This is a genomic window from Bacillus sp. F19 (assembly GCA_023823795.1).
Lineage (GTDB): Bacteria > Bacillota > Bacilli > Bacillales > Bacillaceae > Bacillus_P.
In genome coordinates, this window is sequence record CP085710.1 from 4,908,053 (window position 1) to 4,925,790 (window position 17,738).

The 17,738-nt window shown below is 41.4% G+C and carries 16 protein-coding genes and 1 pseudogene; 2 read left to right on the forward strand and 15 right to left on the reverse strand.

All coding sequences use genetic code 11. The features are described 5' to 3' along the window. Positions 1-129: 129 nt before the first annotated feature. The 4 genes from LIT25_25205 to LIT25_25220 form a co-directional block, all read right to left on the reverse strand. Complete coding sequence (locus LIT25_25205) at positions 130-1,419, reverse strand: UDP-N-acetylglucosamine 1-carboxyvinyltransferase (protein USK33756.1); 1,290 nt, start codon at positions 1,417-1,419, stop codon at positions 130-132. Between the two features lie 355 nt (positions 1,420-1,774). Beyond that, positions 1,775-2,419 carry a fructose-6-phosphate aldolase gene (gene fsa / locus LIT25_25210; GenBank protein ID USK33757.1) on the reverse strand — a complete coding sequence of 215 codons (645 nt, stop codon included), beginning with the start codon at positions 2,417-2,419 and terminating at the stop codon, positions 1,775-1,777. A 121-nt stretch (positions 2,420-2,540) separates the two neighbouring features. Then, positions 2,541-3,398 carry a fructose-bisphosphate aldolase gene (locus LIT25_25215; GenBank protein ID USK33758.1) on the reverse strand — a complete coding sequence of 286 codons (858 nt, stop codon included), beginning with the start codon at positions 3,396-3,398 and terminating at the stop codon, positions 2,541-2,543. A gap of 189 nt (positions 3,399-3,587) precedes the next feature. Then, positions 3,588-3,959, reverse strand: a complete 372-nt coding sequence (locus tag LIT25_25220; GenBank protein ID USK33759.1) for a response regulator — start codon at positions 3,957-3,959, stop codon at positions 3,588-3,590. Positions 3,960-4,361: 402 nt separating this feature from the next. On the opposite strand from LIT25_25220, the gene LIT25_25225 reads away from it, so the two are divergent. Beyond that, the gene (locus tag LIT25_25225) at positions 4,362-4,895 is read left to right on the forward strand and encodes a DUF2529 domain-containing protein (GenBank protein USK33760.1); all 534 of its coding nucleotides are present in this window, start codon (positions 4,362-4,364) and stop codon (positions 4,893-4,895) included. 660 nt (positions 4,896-5,555) lie between these two features. Here LIT25_25225 and LIT25_25230 read toward each other — a convergent pair. From LIT25_25230 to LIT25_25270, 9 genes and pseudogenes are all read right to left on the reverse strand, one after another. Then, a complete protein-coding gene (locus tag LIT25_25230) occupies positions 5,556-7,160 on the reverse strand; it encodes a CTP synthase (protein ID USK33761.1) in 1,605 nt (534 codons plus the stop codon). 467 nt (positions 7,161-7,627) lie between these two features. Further along, on the reverse strand, positions 7,628-8,182 hold the full coding sequence (gene rpoE / locus LIT25_25235) for a DNA-directed RNA polymerase subunit delta (protein ID USK33762.1): 555 nt from the start codon (positions 8,180-8,182) through the stop codon (positions 7,628-7,630). Between the two features lie 282 nt (positions 8,183-8,464). Continuing rightward, complete coding sequence (locus LIT25_25240; GenBank protein USK33763.1) at positions 8,465-9,553, reverse strand: toxic anion resistance protein; 1,089 nt, start codon at positions 9,551-9,553, stop codon at positions 8,465-8,467. Between the two features lie 26 nt (positions 9,554-9,579). Further along, complete coding sequence (locus tag LIT25_25245; protein USK33764.1) at positions 9,580-11,187, reverse strand: YceG family protein; 1,608 nt, start codon at positions 11,185-11,187, stop codon at positions 9,580-9,582. Between the two features lie 91 nt (positions 11,188-11,278). After that, positions 11,279-11,461 (reverse strand): annotated as a pseudogene (locus LIT25_25250) (hypothetical protein). A gap of 129 nt (positions 11,462-11,590) precedes the next feature. Then, complete coding sequence (locus LIT25_25255) at positions 11,591-12,406, reverse strand: haloacid dehalogenase (GenBank protein ID USK33765.1); 816 nt, start codon at positions 12,404-12,406, stop codon at positions 11,591-11,593. A gap of 12 nt (positions 12,407-12,418) precedes the next feature. Then, a complete protein-coding gene (locus LIT25_25260) occupies positions 12,419-13,537 on the reverse strand; it encodes a cysteine protease StiP family protein (GenBank protein ID USK33766.1) in 1,119 nt (372 codons plus the stop codon). Beyond that, entirely contained in the window at positions 13,530-14,897 is a 1,368-nt protein-coding gene (locus LIT25_25265; protein ID USK33767.1) for a phosphoribosyltransferase family protein, read from the reverse strand. The genes LIT25_25260 and LIT25_25265 overlap by 8 nt, the downstream gene beginning before the upstream one ends. Further along, a complete protein-coding gene (locus LIT25_25270; protein ID USK33768.1) occupies positions 14,836-16,053 on the reverse strand; it encodes an HpcH/HpaI aldolase/citrate lyase family protein in 1,218 nt (405 codons plus the stop codon). Before LIT25_25270 ends, LIT25_25265 begins: the two co-directional genes overlap by 62 nt. Positions 16,054-16,181: 128 nt before the next feature. On the opposite strand from LIT25_25270, the gene LIT25_25275 reads away from it, so the two are divergent. Continuing rightward, entirely contained in the window at positions 16,182-16,364 is a 183-nt protein-coding gene (locus LIT25_25275; GenBank protein USK33769.1) for a hypothetical protein, read from the forward strand. Positions 16,365-16,422: 58 nt separating this feature from the next. On the opposite strand, the gene LIT25_25280 is transcribed toward LIT25_25275, so the two are convergent. Both LIT25_25280 and LIT25_25285 read right to left on the reverse strand, forming a co-directional pair. Next, positions 16,423-17,001: a TerD family protein gene (locus tag LIT25_25280; GenBank protein USK33770.1), complete on the reverse strand. Its 579-nt coding sequence runs from the start codon at positions 16,999-17,001 to the stop codon at positions 16,423-16,425. Between the two features lie 40 nt (positions 17,002-17,041). Next, a complete protein-coding gene (locus LIT25_25285) occupies positions 17,042-17,650 on the reverse strand; it encodes a TerD family protein (GenBank protein ID USK33771.1) in 609 nt (202 codons plus the stop codon). Positions 17,651-17,738: the final 88 nt, after the last annotated feature.

A 17,738-nucleotide genomic window follows, 5' to 3' on the forward strand; every position in this document is an offset into this window, starting at 1 on the left:
CCCATGTTGTGATTTTTATTTATTTAAGCTCTTTTCATAATTATTGTCACTTATATCGAAAAAAGAGCACGATATATACGAGAAAATCAAATACGGAAAGCAACTATCTCTGTGAAAACAGCTTTTTATTTATGAGCTTTGCAGCTGCTCAATTTCCTGCTCTGTCAGCTTTTCACGCCAAATTGTTGCCCCGAGGCTTGTCAGCTTTTCTTCAAGCTGGCTGTAGCCGCGGTCAATGTGCTCGAGACCCGTAACCTCTGTCACTCCTTCTGCAATCAAACCCGCTGCCACCAATGCGGCCCCTGCGCGAAGATCGCTCGCCTTTACTTTGGCGCCTTGAAGCTTTGTTGGCCCTGACACAATCGCTGATCTGCCTTCCACCTTAATCTTTGCTCCCATCCGGCGCAATTCATCAATATGCTTAAAGCGCGCAGAATAGATTGTATCCGTTACAACGCTTGTCCCAGTAGACTTCGTTAACAAGGATGTAAAAGGCTGCTGCAGATCTGTCGGAAAGCCTGGATAAACAAGTGTTTTAATATCTACCGCTTTTAGTTCCTTCTGACCGCCGACAATCCAGATCTGATCATTATTTGTTTCAACGTGGATGCCCATCTCTCTGAATTTTGCAATGAGAGATTCAAGGTGAAGCGGAATCACATTATCAATCAGCACTTCATGACCCATTGCTGCCCCGATAATCATATACGTCCCAGCTTCAATTCTGTCCGGAATAATCGAGTGTCTGCAGCCATGAAGACTTTCAACACCATCAATGCGGATGACATCTGTACCTGCGCCTTTTATTCTTGCACCCATGCTGGATAAAAGCGTAGCAACATCAATAATCTCCGGCTCTTTCGCCGCATTCTCAATAATCGTCTGTCCTTTTGCAAGCACAGCAGCAAGCATAATATTAATAGTTGCACCTACACTTACAACGTCCAAATAGATTCGTGCACCTTTTAATTCCTCAGCGCGCAAATAGATGGCACCTTGTTCATTTGTTACCTGTGCCCCTAAAGCTTCGAAACCTTTAATATGCTGATCAATAGGACGAGGGCCAAGATGGCATCCTCCAGGCAAACCGATAACTGCCTTTTTAAAACGTCCAAGCATTGCACCCATTAAATAATAGGAAGCGCGCAGCTTTTTGACCTTCCCGCTTGGAAGAGGCATGGAGATCATCTCTGCCGGATTCACATACATTTCGTTATCCTTAAATTCAGCTGTCCCTCCTATCTCTTCGAGAAGCCCTTTCAAAATATGTACATCCGAAATATCGGGTAAACCTTCAATCGTCACGGGTGATTGCGCGAGGATGGTAGCGGGTATTAACGCAACCGCACTGTTTTTGGCACCGCTTATATTAACCGTTCCTTTTAAAGGATATCCGCCTGCTATTTTTAACTTTTCCATGATAGTCTCCTTTCTCAGAGAAGTTGGCTTTTTGCTCAAGCTAAAAGCCATCGTGTTATGAGATTAAAATGGTGGTTCTTAAGTCTAAAAACCTTAACCTGCACGATTAAAAATGAAAGAGACTCTGGAAAAGATCTCTTTTCAACAAATATTTTCCATTAATGCGGCAAAGAATACAAGTTCAAGTTTTTTTTCTTTTATTCATTATGACATATGAAATTTTTTTAGATACCATTTAATTTAATGAAGAGGTCATTTGGCAGGGGCAAATAATAAGCGAATGGAAGGTTCTTAATTTAAGAGACAAATGGCAAGCACGATGCTTGCCATTCATTTAATCTATAGTCATTGCAATCTATTGTTTACGATTATTCCAGTCTGCTAAAAACTTTTCGATTCCTTGATCTGTTAAAGGATGCTTGCAAAGCTGATTAATAACGTTGAATGGAATTGTGGCAATATGTGCACCGTGCAGAGCTGCTTCTGTCACGTGCATTGGATGTCTGATGGATGCTGCTATGATTTGAGATTCGATTCCGTGAATATCAAACATTTGCGCGATTGTAGAAATCAGCTCCATGCCATTTTGTCCAATGTCATCCAATCTGCCGACAAATGGTGATACATATGTAGCACCGGCTCTTGCTGCAAGCAATGCCTGATTTGCATTGAAAATCAGCGTAACATTCGTTTTAATGCCAAGGTCCGTTAATGCTTTGACAGCCTTCAAGCCGTCTGGCGTCATTGGAACTTTCACTGTGATGTTCGGTGCAATCTTAGCAAGCTGCTTGCCCTCTTCAATCATTTCCTCTGCCTTTAAGGAAATAACTTCTGCACTGACTGAACCTGAGACGATTTCTGTGATCTCTCTTAGGCGATCATGAAAGGATACATTTTCTTTTGCTACTAAACTCGGATTCGTTGTAACACCTGATAAAACTCCGAGAGACTGAGCTTCTTTAATTTCTTCGACATTTGCCGTATCAATGAAAAATAACATTCTTCCATCCTCCTAAGATATCAGAAAAATTGATATTGTTTACGCTTACTTCTTATTGGAAGAGAAACCGCCTTGTCGTTTCTGATGTGTATCAAAGGCGGTTTTATCTTTTTTTGAAAAATTAAGCTCTGCCAGCAGAACCGAATTCCTTCATTTTGCCTGCAACTGTAGCTTTAATTGCATCGCGTGCTGGTCCTAAGTATTTACGTGGATCGTATTCGTTAGGCTTAGCTGCTAATGTTTCGCGAACTGCTTTAGCAGAAGCGATTTGATTTTCAGTGTTAACGTTGATTTTAGCTGTACCGAAAGAGATCGCTTTTTTGATATCGTGTGTTGGGATACCAGTTCCGCCATGAAGAACTAAAGGCATACCTGTAAGGTTACCGATTTCTTCCATCTCTTTGAAGCCTAAGTTAGGCTCGCCTTTGTAAGGGCCGTGTACAGATCCTAGTGCAGGAGCAAGGCAGTCTATGCCTGTGCGTTTTACCATTTCGTCGCACTCTTTAGGATCAGCGTAAATAACGCCTTCAGCAATTACGTCGTCCTCTTGTCCGCCGACAGTTCCAAGCTCAGCTTCAACAGAAACGCCTTTTGAATGAGCATAGTCCACAACTTTAGCAGTTGTTTCGATGTTTTCTTCAAATGGGTGGTGAGAAGCATCAATCATAACTGAAGTGAATCCAGCATCGATTGCTTCTTTACATTTTTCAAAGCTTGAACCATGGTCAAGGTGAATCGCAACTGGAACAGTCACTTTCAAGTCTTCCATAAGTCCTTCTACCATTTTAACAACTGTTTTGAAGCCGCTCATGTAACGTGCAGCGCCCTCAGATACACCAAGGATTACAGGTGATTTTTCTTCTTCAGCAGCTTGAAGAATTGCTTGAGTGAACTCAAGGTTGTTCAGGTTAAATTGACCTACAGCGTAACCTTCGCTTTTTGCTTTATTCAACATTTCTGTCATTGATACTAAAGGCATGTCGAAATATCCTCCCTATGCAGCTAATTTGCTAAACCGAAAAGCTTACGTAACATCTAGCATGACCAGAACGATTGCAATGTATGTAATCTGATGAAATGATATACGGGCTTTTCTCATTAACTAGCATACCAACTTATAAGAAAAACGGCAACTTTTCGACATAAATCTGAATTTTTCGTTTAATATTTAATTCGATCTGATTGGAAGGTACTTTCTCACAGCATCACGAATCTCATCTATATCAAACGGTTTTGCGAAATGCGTAAGCGCGCCAAGGTCTTTCGCTTCCTGAATCATATCGAGCTCTCCGTACGCAGTCATAATGATAACGCGGATGTCGGGCTCAACCACCCTCATGCGTTTTAGGATTTCAATTCCATCCATTCCAGGAATTTTCATATCTAAAAGCACTAAATCAGGTGAATGCTTGTCTACAATTTCCAAAGCCTGAAAGCCATTTGCCGCCTGAAATGTCTGATATCCCGCTTTTTGAAAAACCTCATTCAGCAAAATTCGGATTCCGTACTGATCGTCCACAATTAATATTTTTTCATTCATGTCCCTGCACCTCTTCATATTATGATATTTAGCAAAAACTGCCGATCGTTTTTATTTAAGCTCTTTTCTGAAACATTGTTGCTTTTAAATGATATTTAAGGTGCTCAAGCAGCACTTTCAAGACTCTAATGCTTTACTGGCAAAGAGCACGAAAACCATTTTATATACGTGGTTTTACTGCGAAACAACAATCTATGCGAAACAGCTATGTTTACTTAAACCTGCGGAGAGCTTCCTCTCTAATATAAGACAGTCCGCTGAAACATACGATATTTATTCGGTTCTGCGTATTCTTATTCCTGCTTAAATAAGAAGAACTTTATCGACAAATTCTGAAATGCCCTGTTAGGAGTTCTATTTATTATTCGTTATAATAATGGATGTAAAGGAGTGTATTTTTTTATGATGAAAATTTTCATGACACAATTAAATGGCCACTTCAGCCGGATCCATGAGCAGGAAGAGGCTGCAATAGAAGACGGCGCAAGACTGCTCGCACAGGCTGCAGTCGGAAGCGGCACAATTTATATACATGGATTTGATGAGCTTGGCGGCATTATTGGTGAAGCTGTGTTAAGCGCTGAGCCTCTGCCCGGTGCAAAACCTTTATTCCTTGAGGACGGTACAATGAATAAGCTGACAGATGCAGACCGCGTGCTGCTGTTTACCTATCGGTCGAATGACCTGAAGGCGATAGAGCTTGCTCTGAAGCTGCGTGAAATCGGCGCTGGCACAGTCGGCGTATCATGCTTTATGAAGGATGAAGAAGCAAGTCTTGATGAGCTTGTGGATGTTCATATTGATTCAAAGCTGAAAAAGGGTCTGATTCCCGATGAAGATGGCAGCCGCTATGGCTATCCTGCTTTAATGACTTCGCTATTTGCCTATTATGCGCTGAGTTTTACACTGAAAGAAATACTTAGCGAGTATGAATAGATAAGTGAAGCTGGGCTGCGCAGAAAAACGAAATCTGCTGCATCTTCCAAACAGGCAGAAGCAGTTTTTAGCGAAATTCGCCCTTTTATTAGCGAAAAAGTCATAATTTATAGCCAGTTTTCTATTTTTATTAGCCGATTTTGAGTTTTATTTAGCCGGCGATTTTTTTGATTTATCCGATACATTTAATAATGTGCATTTTTTCTTATTTCCGAGCTGAAATTGCCCTTTATTAGCCAAAATCACAATTGGGGTATGGAATCCATCAAAGCGTATTGCGAATGCATTTTTTTCAGCGGATAATAAGAATAAATGGTCTTTTACTAGAAAAGATCACTCTTTAATTGGATACCCATACTGCTTCAAGCAGCGCGGACGTTTATAGAAAATACGAAATTTCTGAAACAGGCAGATCTTGACCAGGCTGAATCTTATCATACCGCCGAAATAAAGATTTTATCAGCCGATTTATCATTTTTTACAGCCGGTGTTCCCATTCATTCGGCCATTTTCGGATTTTTTTCGGCCAAGCTGATTTTTCTTTCAATCATATAGCTTTTTTCAGCCGATACATTCTGATTCAAAGACCACTTTTCACATGAAACAATTCCGATATAACAAAAAACCCTGACAGCTCAGCTGTCAGGGTTTTTTTTATGATTATTTTTCAGAAGCCATCAATGATGCATTCACGAATTCACGGAATAATGGCTGCGGTCTTGTTGGTCTTGATGTAAATTCCGGGTGGAACTGGGAAGCCACAAACCAAGGATGATCTTTTAATTCGATAATTTCAACTAGCCTGCCGTCAGGGCTTGTACCTGAGAAGATGAATCCTGCGTCTTCCATTGCTTGACGGTATTCATTGTTGAACTCATAGCGATGACGGTGACGCTCATAGATAACTTCATCCTGATATGCCTCAAATGCACGTGATGATGGATCAAGCTTAGCCGGGTAAAGTCCAAGACGAAGTGTGCCGCCAAGGTCCTCGATATCTTTTTGCTCTGGAAGCAAGTCGATAATCGGGTATGGTGTTGCCAGATCAAGCTCAGATGAATGTGCACCCTGCAGTCCAAGAACGTTGCGTGCATATTCAATTGAAGCTACTTGCATGCCAAGACAGATTCCGAAGAATGGAACTTTGTTCTCACGAGCATATTGAGTTGCAAGGATTTTGCCTTCTACGCCGCGATCACCGAATCCGCCTGGAACAAGGATTCCATCCACGTCTGAAAGCAGTTCTTCCGTGTTCATTGCAGTTACTTCTTCAGCGTTGATCCATTTGATGCTGATGTCTGCATCAAATGCATAGCCTGCATGACGCAATGCTTCAACAACGGAAATGTAGGCATCCTGAAGCTCTACGTATTTACCGACGATTGCGATGCGAACTGTTTTAGAAAGGTTCGTTACTTTTTGAACTAGCTCGATCCACTCAGACATTTCAGGTTCGCGTGAATCAAGTTTTAAGTGATCGCAAGTGATTTGGTCAAGATGCTGTTCTTGAAGTGCCAATGGAATGGAGTAAAGAGTATCTGCATCACGGCATTCAATAACTGCGTTTGTATCAATATCACAGAATAAGGCAATTTTGTCCTTCATGTCCTGTGAAATTGGCATTTCTGTACGAAGAACGATTACGTTTGGCTGAATGCCCAAGCTTCTTAGTTCTTTTACACTGTGCTGAGTCGGCTTTGTTTTCATTTCGCCTGCAGCTTTGATGTAAGGAACAAGTGTACAGTGGATGTACATGACATTGTCACGGCCAATGTCACTCTTCATTTGACGGATTGCTTCAAGGAATGGAAGTGACTCGATATCCCCTACCGTTCCCCCGATTTCAGTAATGACAACATCCGCATTTGTTTCTTTTCCTGCACGGAATACACGATCTTTAATCTCATTTGTAATATGGGGAATAACCTGTACTGTTCCGCCAAGGTAATCGCCGCGGCGTTCTTTCTTTAATACAGAAGAATAAATTTTACCAGTTGTTACGTTGCTGTATTTATTTAAATTTATGTCAATGAAACGCTCATAGTGTCCTAAGTCCAAGTCTGTTTCAGCACCATCGTCCGTTACGAAGACCTCTCCATGCTGATAAGGACTCATCGTTCCCGGGTCCACGTTGATGTATGGATCAAACTTTTGGATTGTCACCTTTAATCCGCGATTTTTTAGCAAACGTCCAAGAGATGCAGCTGTTATCCCTTTTCCTAATGAGGATACAACTCCTCCTGTAACAAAAATATACTTTGTCATATGTTCTTCTCCCTTCAAGTGATGTATAAGATTAATGTGCACAAAAGAAAACATTCCCAATCTAATGGGAACGATTTTACTTTATAAGTTTTGATTGGGGGCTATAAAGAAAAGCGGAAGCGCATTGTTCAGCTCCGACAGGCAGATAAGGATCCGGCAGAAAAGGCGCTTTTTGCCTTTACTGACGGAGCAGTTCTGACCAAGGAGCTAGGTGCTGGAGCTAGACATGAATGCTCAAACTTTCTCTCGCCTGTAAATAAATAAAGCGGAAGTAACTTGCCCGGCAGTACAAATGCCCGCTTCCGGCTGCCTATTTATGGCCAGCAGGATATGATCCCCGCTTTGTAAAAATAAGAAAGCTCCCTTTCCGCTTTACGAAAGGGAGCATGGTATATAGAATCCATAGGTATTGCTTTTAAAGAGCCCAAATAAGATTCTACCTAGTTGGTTCCTGAAAGTCAAGATGATTATAAATCTTCTTCCTCATCTTCTTCAAGATCCTCGTCCAGGTCTTCATCTAACTCTTCTTCTTCAAGATCGAACTCTTCTTCTTCAATGACTTCATCGATTTCTTCTGCATCGTCATCCAGATCATCGTCATCATCAAGGTCATCGTCAGTATCGTCTTCGTACTCTTCGATGTCATCATATTCTAATTCTTCTTCATCCACTTCATCGAAGTCATCAAGCTCAAGGTCTTCCGCAACCGCTTTTTTCGCTTTTTTCTTCTTAGGCTTAGCGACTGGCACAACCTCTTCTTCGATTTGTTCATATGGGTACCAGCTGCGCAGTCCCCAAGTATTTTCTCCAACACAAATATAACGTCCGTCGATATTTAAATCTGTGTAAAATTGTGAAATTTTATCTTCAACCTGGCTTTGAGTCAAGCCGATAATTTGGCTGATCTCTTTTACTAAATCTTTAAAAAGATATGGCTGTTTTTTTTCTGTCATCAGGTCGTATGCAACTTCAACCATTGACAATTCTTTAAGCTGGTCCTTGGAATATTGTGAAATACTCAAAGTGAGGCACTCCCTTTCTCGTCGTTCATCTATTGGAGGTGAAAAAACGCAAGCGGCTTTGTCAGCTGGACAGCCTGTTTTTTCTCACCCTATAAGAAATCCGGAAGTGAGATTGATAGCACCGTCCGAATCCTATGTATTCAAGTCATACCATTCATTATAAACAAATTCTAACACTTTATGCTACCTTAATCTTCTTCCTTGAAATAAATCAGAATAATTTTCAGCATTTCTATTAGAATTTAGAACTTCATAGAAAAACTCGGAAGATTTCCCGAGTTTTCAGCGGCTGTTTTTGATTTGTTTAAAGTTGTTCTGAAGCTCCTGAAGGCGGACGCGGCCTTGTTCGCGAAGCTGTTTGTTCTCGTCTTCAATGGCCTTTGTTTCCTGCATTCCTTTTAGGATAATGCTCCAGGTTTCTTCTATTGTTTCCATTTTAATGCTTGGACTTCCTGAAAGTCTCGCAATATCAACACTTTGCTTTGATATATTTTGAGCGTTACGGACAAGCATTTCATTTGTGCGTTTTTCAAGCTCGTTCATAGAATCGGCCACAAGCTTCTGTCTTTTTGCAGCAATCGCGTTGATAAGACCTGTTTTAAAGATTGGAATGGTTGTGACGAAAGCAGAGTTGATTTTTCCTATCAGCTTTGTATTTCCTCTTTGCAGAAGCCGTATTTGCGGCGCTGACTGATAGGCCACTTGTTTGGCAAGCTCCAGGTCATAAACTCTTTGCTCAAGGACTTCTACCGCATTTCGCATTGTATCAAGCTCCATTTGTGCAAGCTGATCCCCTGATGCTGCTTTTGTTTCTAAAGCCGGAAGCTGCTGCTTCAGTTCAGCTGCTTTCATATCTCCGGCCACGATATATTTTTCAAGCTCCATATAATATTGGAAGTTTTGTTCATACAGCTGTTCAAGTGTATTGGTTGAACGCTTCATTTCATCTTCATATTTGACGATTTCCATGTACACTTTATCAATTTCTCCGCCCATCGTCTGGTACTTGGACATGATTTTCTCTACCATCTTCTGACCGCGGTTAAAGATTTTCTTCATAAACCCTTTATCTTCTGCAAAATCCTTTGGATCAAAGCGGTCCATGATTTTGCCAAGATGTTTGAGGAGAGCGCTTGACTCTTCCATACTGCTTGACTGCATCGTATTTAATATTTTTCCTGAAAAAGCGGAAATTTCATCCGCCGGTGCTTTTCCATATTCAAGCATGCCGACTTGATTGCGGTAGTCAATCATTTGCGCAAGCTTTTGAACTTCCGGCTCTTTTTGCAGCTGCACTTTCATATTGTTCGGCCCTTGCTGCAGAACCTCTTCCATTTGATCCACTTTACCCAGTCCTGGTACTTGAGACATATTGGTATCCTCCCTCGATAATAAAATCAGAACATTTTGCGGATGAATTTTTTCAGCCGCGAAGGCTCCTGAAACTCTTCTCCAAAGCTCATTTCATCCAGCCAATGACTGTCAAAATATCGTTCATCTACAAAGTTTTCTATGTCATTATGACCCGGCGGATTATAAATCACAATATCCAGCCCGAATTCATTCATTAAAAGCAGAATGGCTGCATCAGCACGTGTCATAAAGCCGTTATTCTCATTATTGTAAAGCACAACCCGCGGCACATATTGAGAGTAATCGAAATTCTGCAGCAGCTTGATCATGCTGTTTGGAATATTCACTGCTTGATTAAACAAATATAATTGCAGATCATATAAGCTTTCCTGCTCTAGTTTTTTCAATTTAGGATGTGCGCAATATCTCGAGATTGCTTCAGCAATTCCCTTTTGCAGGCCGGTTGGAAGGTTGCTGTATCTCCACCAATGGCTGTTCATCATTTTTTCAGCCTGCAGCTCCTGCTTTTCACCCAGGGCATTTTGATAATGAAAGTGAGGGTTTCCTTTGGCTTCCCAAGTAAAAGGAAATTGTTTAATAACCTCTGCATATTCATAATCGGTCAAGTCCTGAATCTTGCTCCAGTAAGCCCGCCGGTTTTTTGTCATCCCAAAAATTTTTGAAAAGATGGACGGTATATTCACTGTATTGTTCCGGACTTCAAAATTCGGCCTTAAAAATGCTCTTTCTTTTATAAGAATGAAAAGTTCGTCGTATGTTGTTTTCAGCGTAATGGCATTAGGAGAATAATTTCTGAATTGCCAAGGCTTATAAAGCAGGGAATCATCTGAATGAAGAACCTGGTCGATTTCTTTTGATGCTTTGTAAGCAATAGTAGAAGTTCGCTCAGGTCTTGTTTTTGGAAACGCTGTCAGCTGGTGAGTCCCCGGATAGCGAATGATCTTGCTGTTCGCTTCATCCGGATCTGCATCAGCCAGTATATCTGTTCCCTCCGGATGGGCAATAATGACGTCACAGCCGAAAAGAATAAGGAACTTAAGAAAGGATTGCTCGCTTGCCGTCGCATTTCCATACCAGAAAAACGCTGGTATTCCGTCTTCTTGCCTGGCAGTTTTTTCAAGTTCTTTATATAAATGATTCCACGTCCATTTAACAAGATCCACAATGACTCTTCTGAAATCTCCTGTTTCATCCTTGCGCTCCTCGAAAAAGGGAGTCAGCACTTTGATGACACAAGCTCTCAAATGGCGGTTCAATTCAGGATTTTTCAGCATTGGAAGCAGCTGGTCACGGTCCATAAAAGCAACAAACCGGTTCACTGACAGTTTTTCTTTTCCATGCAGAATTAATAAGTTCTGAATCGCCTGGAATTTTTCCTGCGGAATGGTTTTGTCTAGATTTTCACTGAGAAAGTGAAGGTCCAGTTCGTCGTTATGAACAAGATCAAAGAGCATTTGAAAATACTCATCTTCCACTAAAGGTGTTCCCAGCATGCGAATGGCTATTTGAGGGATTTTCATTTCAGAGGGAGTATTCACAAATCCCGAGCGCTCAGGTAACGGCTGAAAAAGAAGCGCTTGCCAATCTGTTTCAAGATTAGCCGCTGCTACTGGCTGATATGTTCGAATCATCTCTCTTCCCTCCCCCAAAAGTCACTTCCAGCTATCTATTTTTTATTTTTACGTTTCATTCGAGCAGAAATTTACCGTTCCAGAAAAGAGCCTATCTGCATGTTCTCTTTTCGCCAAATACGTGCTGCATTCCTTCACCCGTTACAACCCATGTTTTCCCGAATTTCCGAATGGTGCCTTTAGGGAATTCAATCCGTTTACGCAGGGTAGAATTGTCTATTCCCCATTCCCGGCAGGCCTGAGTGGAACTCATAATATTCTTATCCAATAAATTTGTATGGTTCTTTTCTAATGTAACCAATACGTTCACTCCAATAATATCTAAAGAAAATCAATCTTGCAGCCATTTGACATTGGAACACCTATTTTATTATTGTACCAGCACAAGGTAAATATTTCTATTTTACAACTCAGCTGGTGCCGGGCTTACCTTCGCCAATATGTTTTCCAAAATTTCTTCGGAGGCAAAAATCCCATTTTTGTTCGTTCTTTTAATCGTTTCTACTAAACGTGTATTTGATTCGCCCAATTCTCCGTGCAGCGGTGAGAAGGCATGATCTGCACCTTCTAGCATGCATAGATCTAGCAGTGAATCCCCCGCAGTAATGACCGTTTTTGCACCAATTGCTTCTTTGACATATGCAACGGCATCCCATTTGTTGATCGGCTTTGGTACAAAGTACAGCTTTCTTCCTTGCAGAGAGTGCTTCCAGCCATGGCGATCGAGCCACAGGATAAATTCCTGCAGTCGCACTTCAGGGATGAGAGTGCGATCGATTATATTATATAGAAAGAGATTTTCAGCATTTTTTTGTTTTAACACCCAATCATCTGCTGCAATCTCCTGAAACTTGAGGGAAACCTCTTCTAAACTTGTGCACTCATTTTTCATCAGGTTTTCTAAATGTTCTTTCCACTCCGAGTCGAGCTTCCCGTTCTTGAACACATGTCCACCATTGCTTGTGACAGCATAGCCTGGGATGATTTCTTCCTGGAAAACAGTGATGCGCTCGTATTGTGAGGGTGTTCTTGTAGTAACGGGCACAAATGTCATTTGCTCCGCAATTTCCTTCAGCATGGAAATCGCTTTTTTCGTCATAAATGAGATTTCCTGACCTTCGAGCGTTTCGATCAGGCGAATATCAGATTCGCTCACCGGCTCCCGGAAGGACCTTCTTGAATAAATGAGTGTTTGATCCAGATCACTTGCAAAAATCACAGATTGTTCCTCCTAGTTTAGGGGCTTAATAATCCCGCAGCATGAATATGACATGTTCTTATATTCGATTACCGGTACGTTTCTTTCTTTTGCAAGCAGGAAAATGTGTTCAAGATCCTTATTGTTTAAATCTTTCACAAGAATTTTCCAAGGTATTCTGCGCAAAAGTACACGAGTTGTTTCTCCGACTCCAGGTTTAACATGATGAATATTTTCTATGCTGAAATCATCCTGAATTTGTTTAATATCCCGGATGCCTTTCCAAGTCGGTTCTTTATCCTCTGCCTCAAGCTTTAACACTTGCTCGCCGATTTCACCCGAAACATGCGCAAACTCTGAAACGACAACGTCAATAAAATGATTCGAAACATCCTCAGGAAGCAGTTCAGAATAATATTTAGCCCCGTGAAAATCATCAGGTCCAATGAACTGGTCATTTAATACGGTCCTGCTGACCAATCCTGAAACGGTAGAATTTAAGCAGGCACTTGGAATTAAGAAGTCTTCTCTGGTTCCGTAAATCTCCGTGCAATAGCCAGGATCTGCCAAGACAGCAAGTGAATCATTGATATTCATTTCGTATTTCCTGTTGAAGCCGGCGACAGCCTCTGTCAGTTCTCTCGTAATAGCGCCTTTCCCAGTCCAGCCGTCCACAAACTGCACATGATCATTCGGATGATTCTGAGCAATATATCTCATCGCATTTTCATCAATGCCGCGGCCTCTGACGATGGAAACACTATAATGAGGAACGTTAAGATTATAGGTTTCTAGCAGATATCTCTTCATCAAAATGCCGATCGGCGTACCTGCTCTTGCAAGTGATACAAGAACGATGCTGCGGCCCTTCTCTTTAAGGATGCGCTCTGCAACGGCTCCTACTGCAATCGCCAGTTTTTGTTTGTACATATCTAAGGAATGATGAAAAAGCTGTAAATATTCATCTGTCGGCTTGTATTCAATCGGAAGCATTTCTGAGTAATGGGTTCCGCTTTGAACAGCCTGCTCTCTTTCTAAGGTTGATTTTTCAAGGCTGGCCTGACTCAGGTCCTTTAATAAGAAAATAACGTCCTGCTCCGAATAGCTTCCCATTGCTGCCGGTTTTGGCAATTGCTGCTCCACCTTATTCATCTGCTGCACTTCCTTTTTTGTTTGTACTGAAAAAGACGAGATTGATGATTGGAAAAACTCTTTTCAGCTGGTTCATTATTGATCTCATATTGTCACTTAAAACAGCACGTTCAAAAAAGACAAAGACTTCGTCGTATTGACCTTGTTCTGCATTATAAAAGAAATTAGCTGTTTCTCCGTCTTCCGGGTTTGTAAAAGGATAACCGCTTTTCACTGCGTAATCTTCCCTTTCAACCGGGTGAATCGGACTTCTGGTCGTTGATTGATAGAAGATCCCTTCTCCCATAAAGGATGCCGTTTTCATAGGCACATACATAAATTCCCCTGTACCAAGGCATAGAGTTTTCTTTCCTTTACGGAATTCAAGGAGCTTGGCTGCTGCACTTTGACAATAATCATCGACACTAAGCTGCTCCTGATCTGAAAGACCGAATCTGCCTGTGTGTATTAAATAGGGTGCAGAAAGAAGTTCAGAAGAATACGAAGTCGTATCATTACTAGATATATAGATTTCATTTATCTCAGATTCAAACGCTCGTTCTGATCTTTTTTCAGCCTGGTTCTCTGCTACCGGATCCCCGGTTGTTGAAATAAGACCTGTTATTAAAGAAACCGTATGGATCGCAACACCAAGTCTTTCTTCTGTTTCTCTGAATCTTTTTTGGTCCTCTTCTGAACGCCAATCTAGAATAGACACGACTGTATATTCACGGCGAGGATACTTCGATTGGATAGATTCAATGATATTCAGAGCCGTTTTACCTGTTGTTACTTCGTCATCCACTAAAACGATCGGACGGTCATTTTCAAATAGACTCTCGTCCACATAACAGCGGTGAGAGGTCGCATGTGAGTGCTCTTCTTCAAAATTGATGATGGAATCCATTCCAGATACCATTTCCCTTGTTGTATGAAAAAAAGAAGCATTTTCAAAGTTTTCAAAGACTGCATGTCCAAGGGCAGTTGCTGTTTCAGCGAATCCTATAAATAGAGCCTGATCGTTTAATGTGTGGCGGTACTCACTCTTTTGAATCGCTTCCCCGTTTAAACCAGCAAGAATTTGGTCTCTTTCAGGATGTGTTTCTCCGTGTACAACCTCCATATATCTTGCTGCAAGAGCTTGTCCAGTTAAAAGAGCAAGCGCAGGATCAACTGGAATATGTTTGCCGAGGACTTTGCTCACAAATAAGAAGCCGCGTTTTTTATTAATCCGTGCTGCCATTGAAAACAGATTTTCCAAAGGAAGAAGATAAGGATTGCTTGTCAGTTCAATTTCAACAGAAAGCTTTCCTAATAAATCAAATGTATAATTGCTCGTTTGTTGTTTCGCTGATAAGGTCAATAAATGATTGCTGCTCATGGAACACCCCGTATATTTTTGATTTCAAGATGATTTTCCGCGCCCAATTGTAATGGGGTTTGATTTCGTTCATTTTATTTGAAAACTCACTTCTGATGACGCCGTTATAAGATTGCGCCTGATCAAGGATCGACGATGCATCCAAATATTCTTCTTTTGTCACGGCATTCAGCGCGTTTACTATTTTAATATGCAGCGGATGAATAATGGTCTTGCCTACAAGGCCATTCGTATTATCAAGGACGAGTTCATGGATTAATCCATCGTCATAACGGTCGATCAGGTTTGCTCTGAACTCAAGACCCTCGGTGCCGTATGCCTTCTGAAAAGGCGTTTGTCTGATTTGAGGCTTTAAAATCCGCTGGCCTCCGCCAAAATATTCCCAAACGGGTCCTGAAATGACATATTCTTTTTCACATCTTCCAAACACATTAATGATGTCTGTAATGCAGTCACGAATGACGGAAATATCATAAATGGTTGTATCGCGGCTTCTTCTGATGCCGAATAATCCTGATAAATCCGTTCCGCCGAGGCGGACATTCAGAACGAGTTCATAGTAATCATCAAGAATCTCTTTGATGACGAGCAATTCTGCCATACGCGACTCTTTATAAATAATTTCCTTCGTCTCTAAAATTGGCATCCCATACAAAGTGACAGAATAAAGAGCGGCGATCTCCTGCAGGGCTGCATAATAGCCTCTTCCATTTTCAGAAGAGAATTTCGGGAAGACAAACCCGCTTAAAAGCTGGATATGATGCTTAAGCTTTGAGGCAAGGCGTTTCATTTGGTCTTCATTTCTGATCCGCACAAAAATAAGCGGCAGATTTCTCTGATCAAACTGGCCTTTTAAGATGCTGTTTGAGATTACTTCGATTTGCCTGACTGTATTTTCTTCCGCTGATTCTACTTCCGTATCACCGATTGAATCCTCAAGACAAATAACCATTGAAGTTAATCCTTCATGCTTTCCATTAAGAAATTTACCAGATAGTACATCGCTTGAAATAGCTGTCCGATTACCAGGCATGTAGAGAGTCGCACCTAACGTATAGGCCAATGTTTCCCGTTCTGTTTCTTTTGAAAAATGAATTGGTTCGTATAAAAAGATTTCATTTCGCTTTTCTTGAGATAAATATTGAAAATGCTTCAAGCTTGTTCCTCCATTCAGACCCTCTGCGTGATGTACTAGGTGGTAAATTGCTTATTAGAAAAGCGGAGGCGCCTGGTTAGCTCCGACAGACAGATAAGAAATCACCCGAAAAGTCCGGGTTTGACTTTTTGGGGGATTTTGTTCTGGCCGAGGAGTTAGGCGCCGCAGCTGGACAATCGAAAAGCGGAACCGCCCTGGGCAGACTCGGGCAGGCAGATAAGGATCCGGCAGAAAAGGCGCTTTATGCCTTTACTGCCGGAGCCGTTCTGACCGAGGGGCTTGAGCGGTGCCTTCAAACTTTTCCTTTTTAAAAAGGCGCGTTGTTTATAAAAACAACGCACCTCTCATCATGATTTTACTGTCCGGTTATTAAATGTCTAAACCGTAGTCTTTAACAAGTGAACCTAAGCCGCCCTGGTAGCCGCTTCCGATTGCATTGAATTTCCATTCAGCGCCGTGACGGTATAACTCGCCAACTACAACCGCTGTTTCGATTGAGAAATCTTCTCCTAAATCGTAGCGGATTAATTCTTGATTGCTCTCTTCGTTTAAAATGCGTACATATGCATTTGAAACTTGTCCAAAGTTTTGGCTGCGTGATTCAGCATCATGGATCGTGATTGTGAACGCAATTTTATCTATTGTTGATGGTACTTGAGAAAGGTTTACTTTGATTACTTCATCATCGCCTGTGCCTTCTCCTGTACGGTTGTCGCCAGTATGCTCAACAGAACCGTTTCCGCCTATAAGGTTGTTGTAGAAAATGAAATCTGCTTCGCTTGCAGCTTTGCCGTTTGCATCTAATAGGAAAATAGACGTGTCCAAGTCAAAATCATTTCCGCCGTCATACTTGTTTGTGTCCCAGCCAAGACCTACTAATACTTTTGATAAACCAGGATTTGATTTTGTTAAATCGATTTTTTGACCTTTAGATAAACTGATTGCCATTTCGATTCGACTCCTTTTATGTATAAGTTTATTTTAATAATTATGAGTGACGATTTGCAATTTCAGTGATTGATGCATCTTTTGTGCCTGATCCGACTGCTGCGAATTTCCACTCGCCGCCGTGACGGTAAATTTCTCCCGGAATAAGAGATGTTAAGCCGGAATAGTCATCAGACAGGTTGTAATGGACAAGTTCTGTTCTAGTTGCTGAATCCACAACACGGATAAACGCATTTTGAATCATTCCGAAATGCTGCTTTCTTTGTACAGCCTGATAAATGTTTACAACAAACACAATCTTATGCACGTTGGGTGGCACTTTGCTGAGATCGATTAAAACCTGCTCATCGTCTCCATCGCCATCACCTGTTAAGTTGTCGCCTGTATGTTTGACAGAACCGCATTTGCTTGTAAGGTTGCCGAAATAAATCACACTTTTCTTGTCAAGCAGAAGGTCATTTTCATCCAGCATCAATACAGATGCGTCACAATCCACATTGCTTCCGCCTCCGCCGCCGAATAAACCGCCAAGCATTCCGCCGCTTTTTTTCTGTACAGGGTCCCAGCCAAGGCCTACCATTAAATTCTTCAGGCCCGCATTGCCTTTTGTCAGATCAATTTTTTGACCCTTTTGTAATGTAATTGCCATTTCTTCACTCTCCCTCTTGGGTAATGTGGAAACTTGCAAGTCTGAAACCAAGACCAAAGTCACTTTTATATAACAAATGGACCATTTG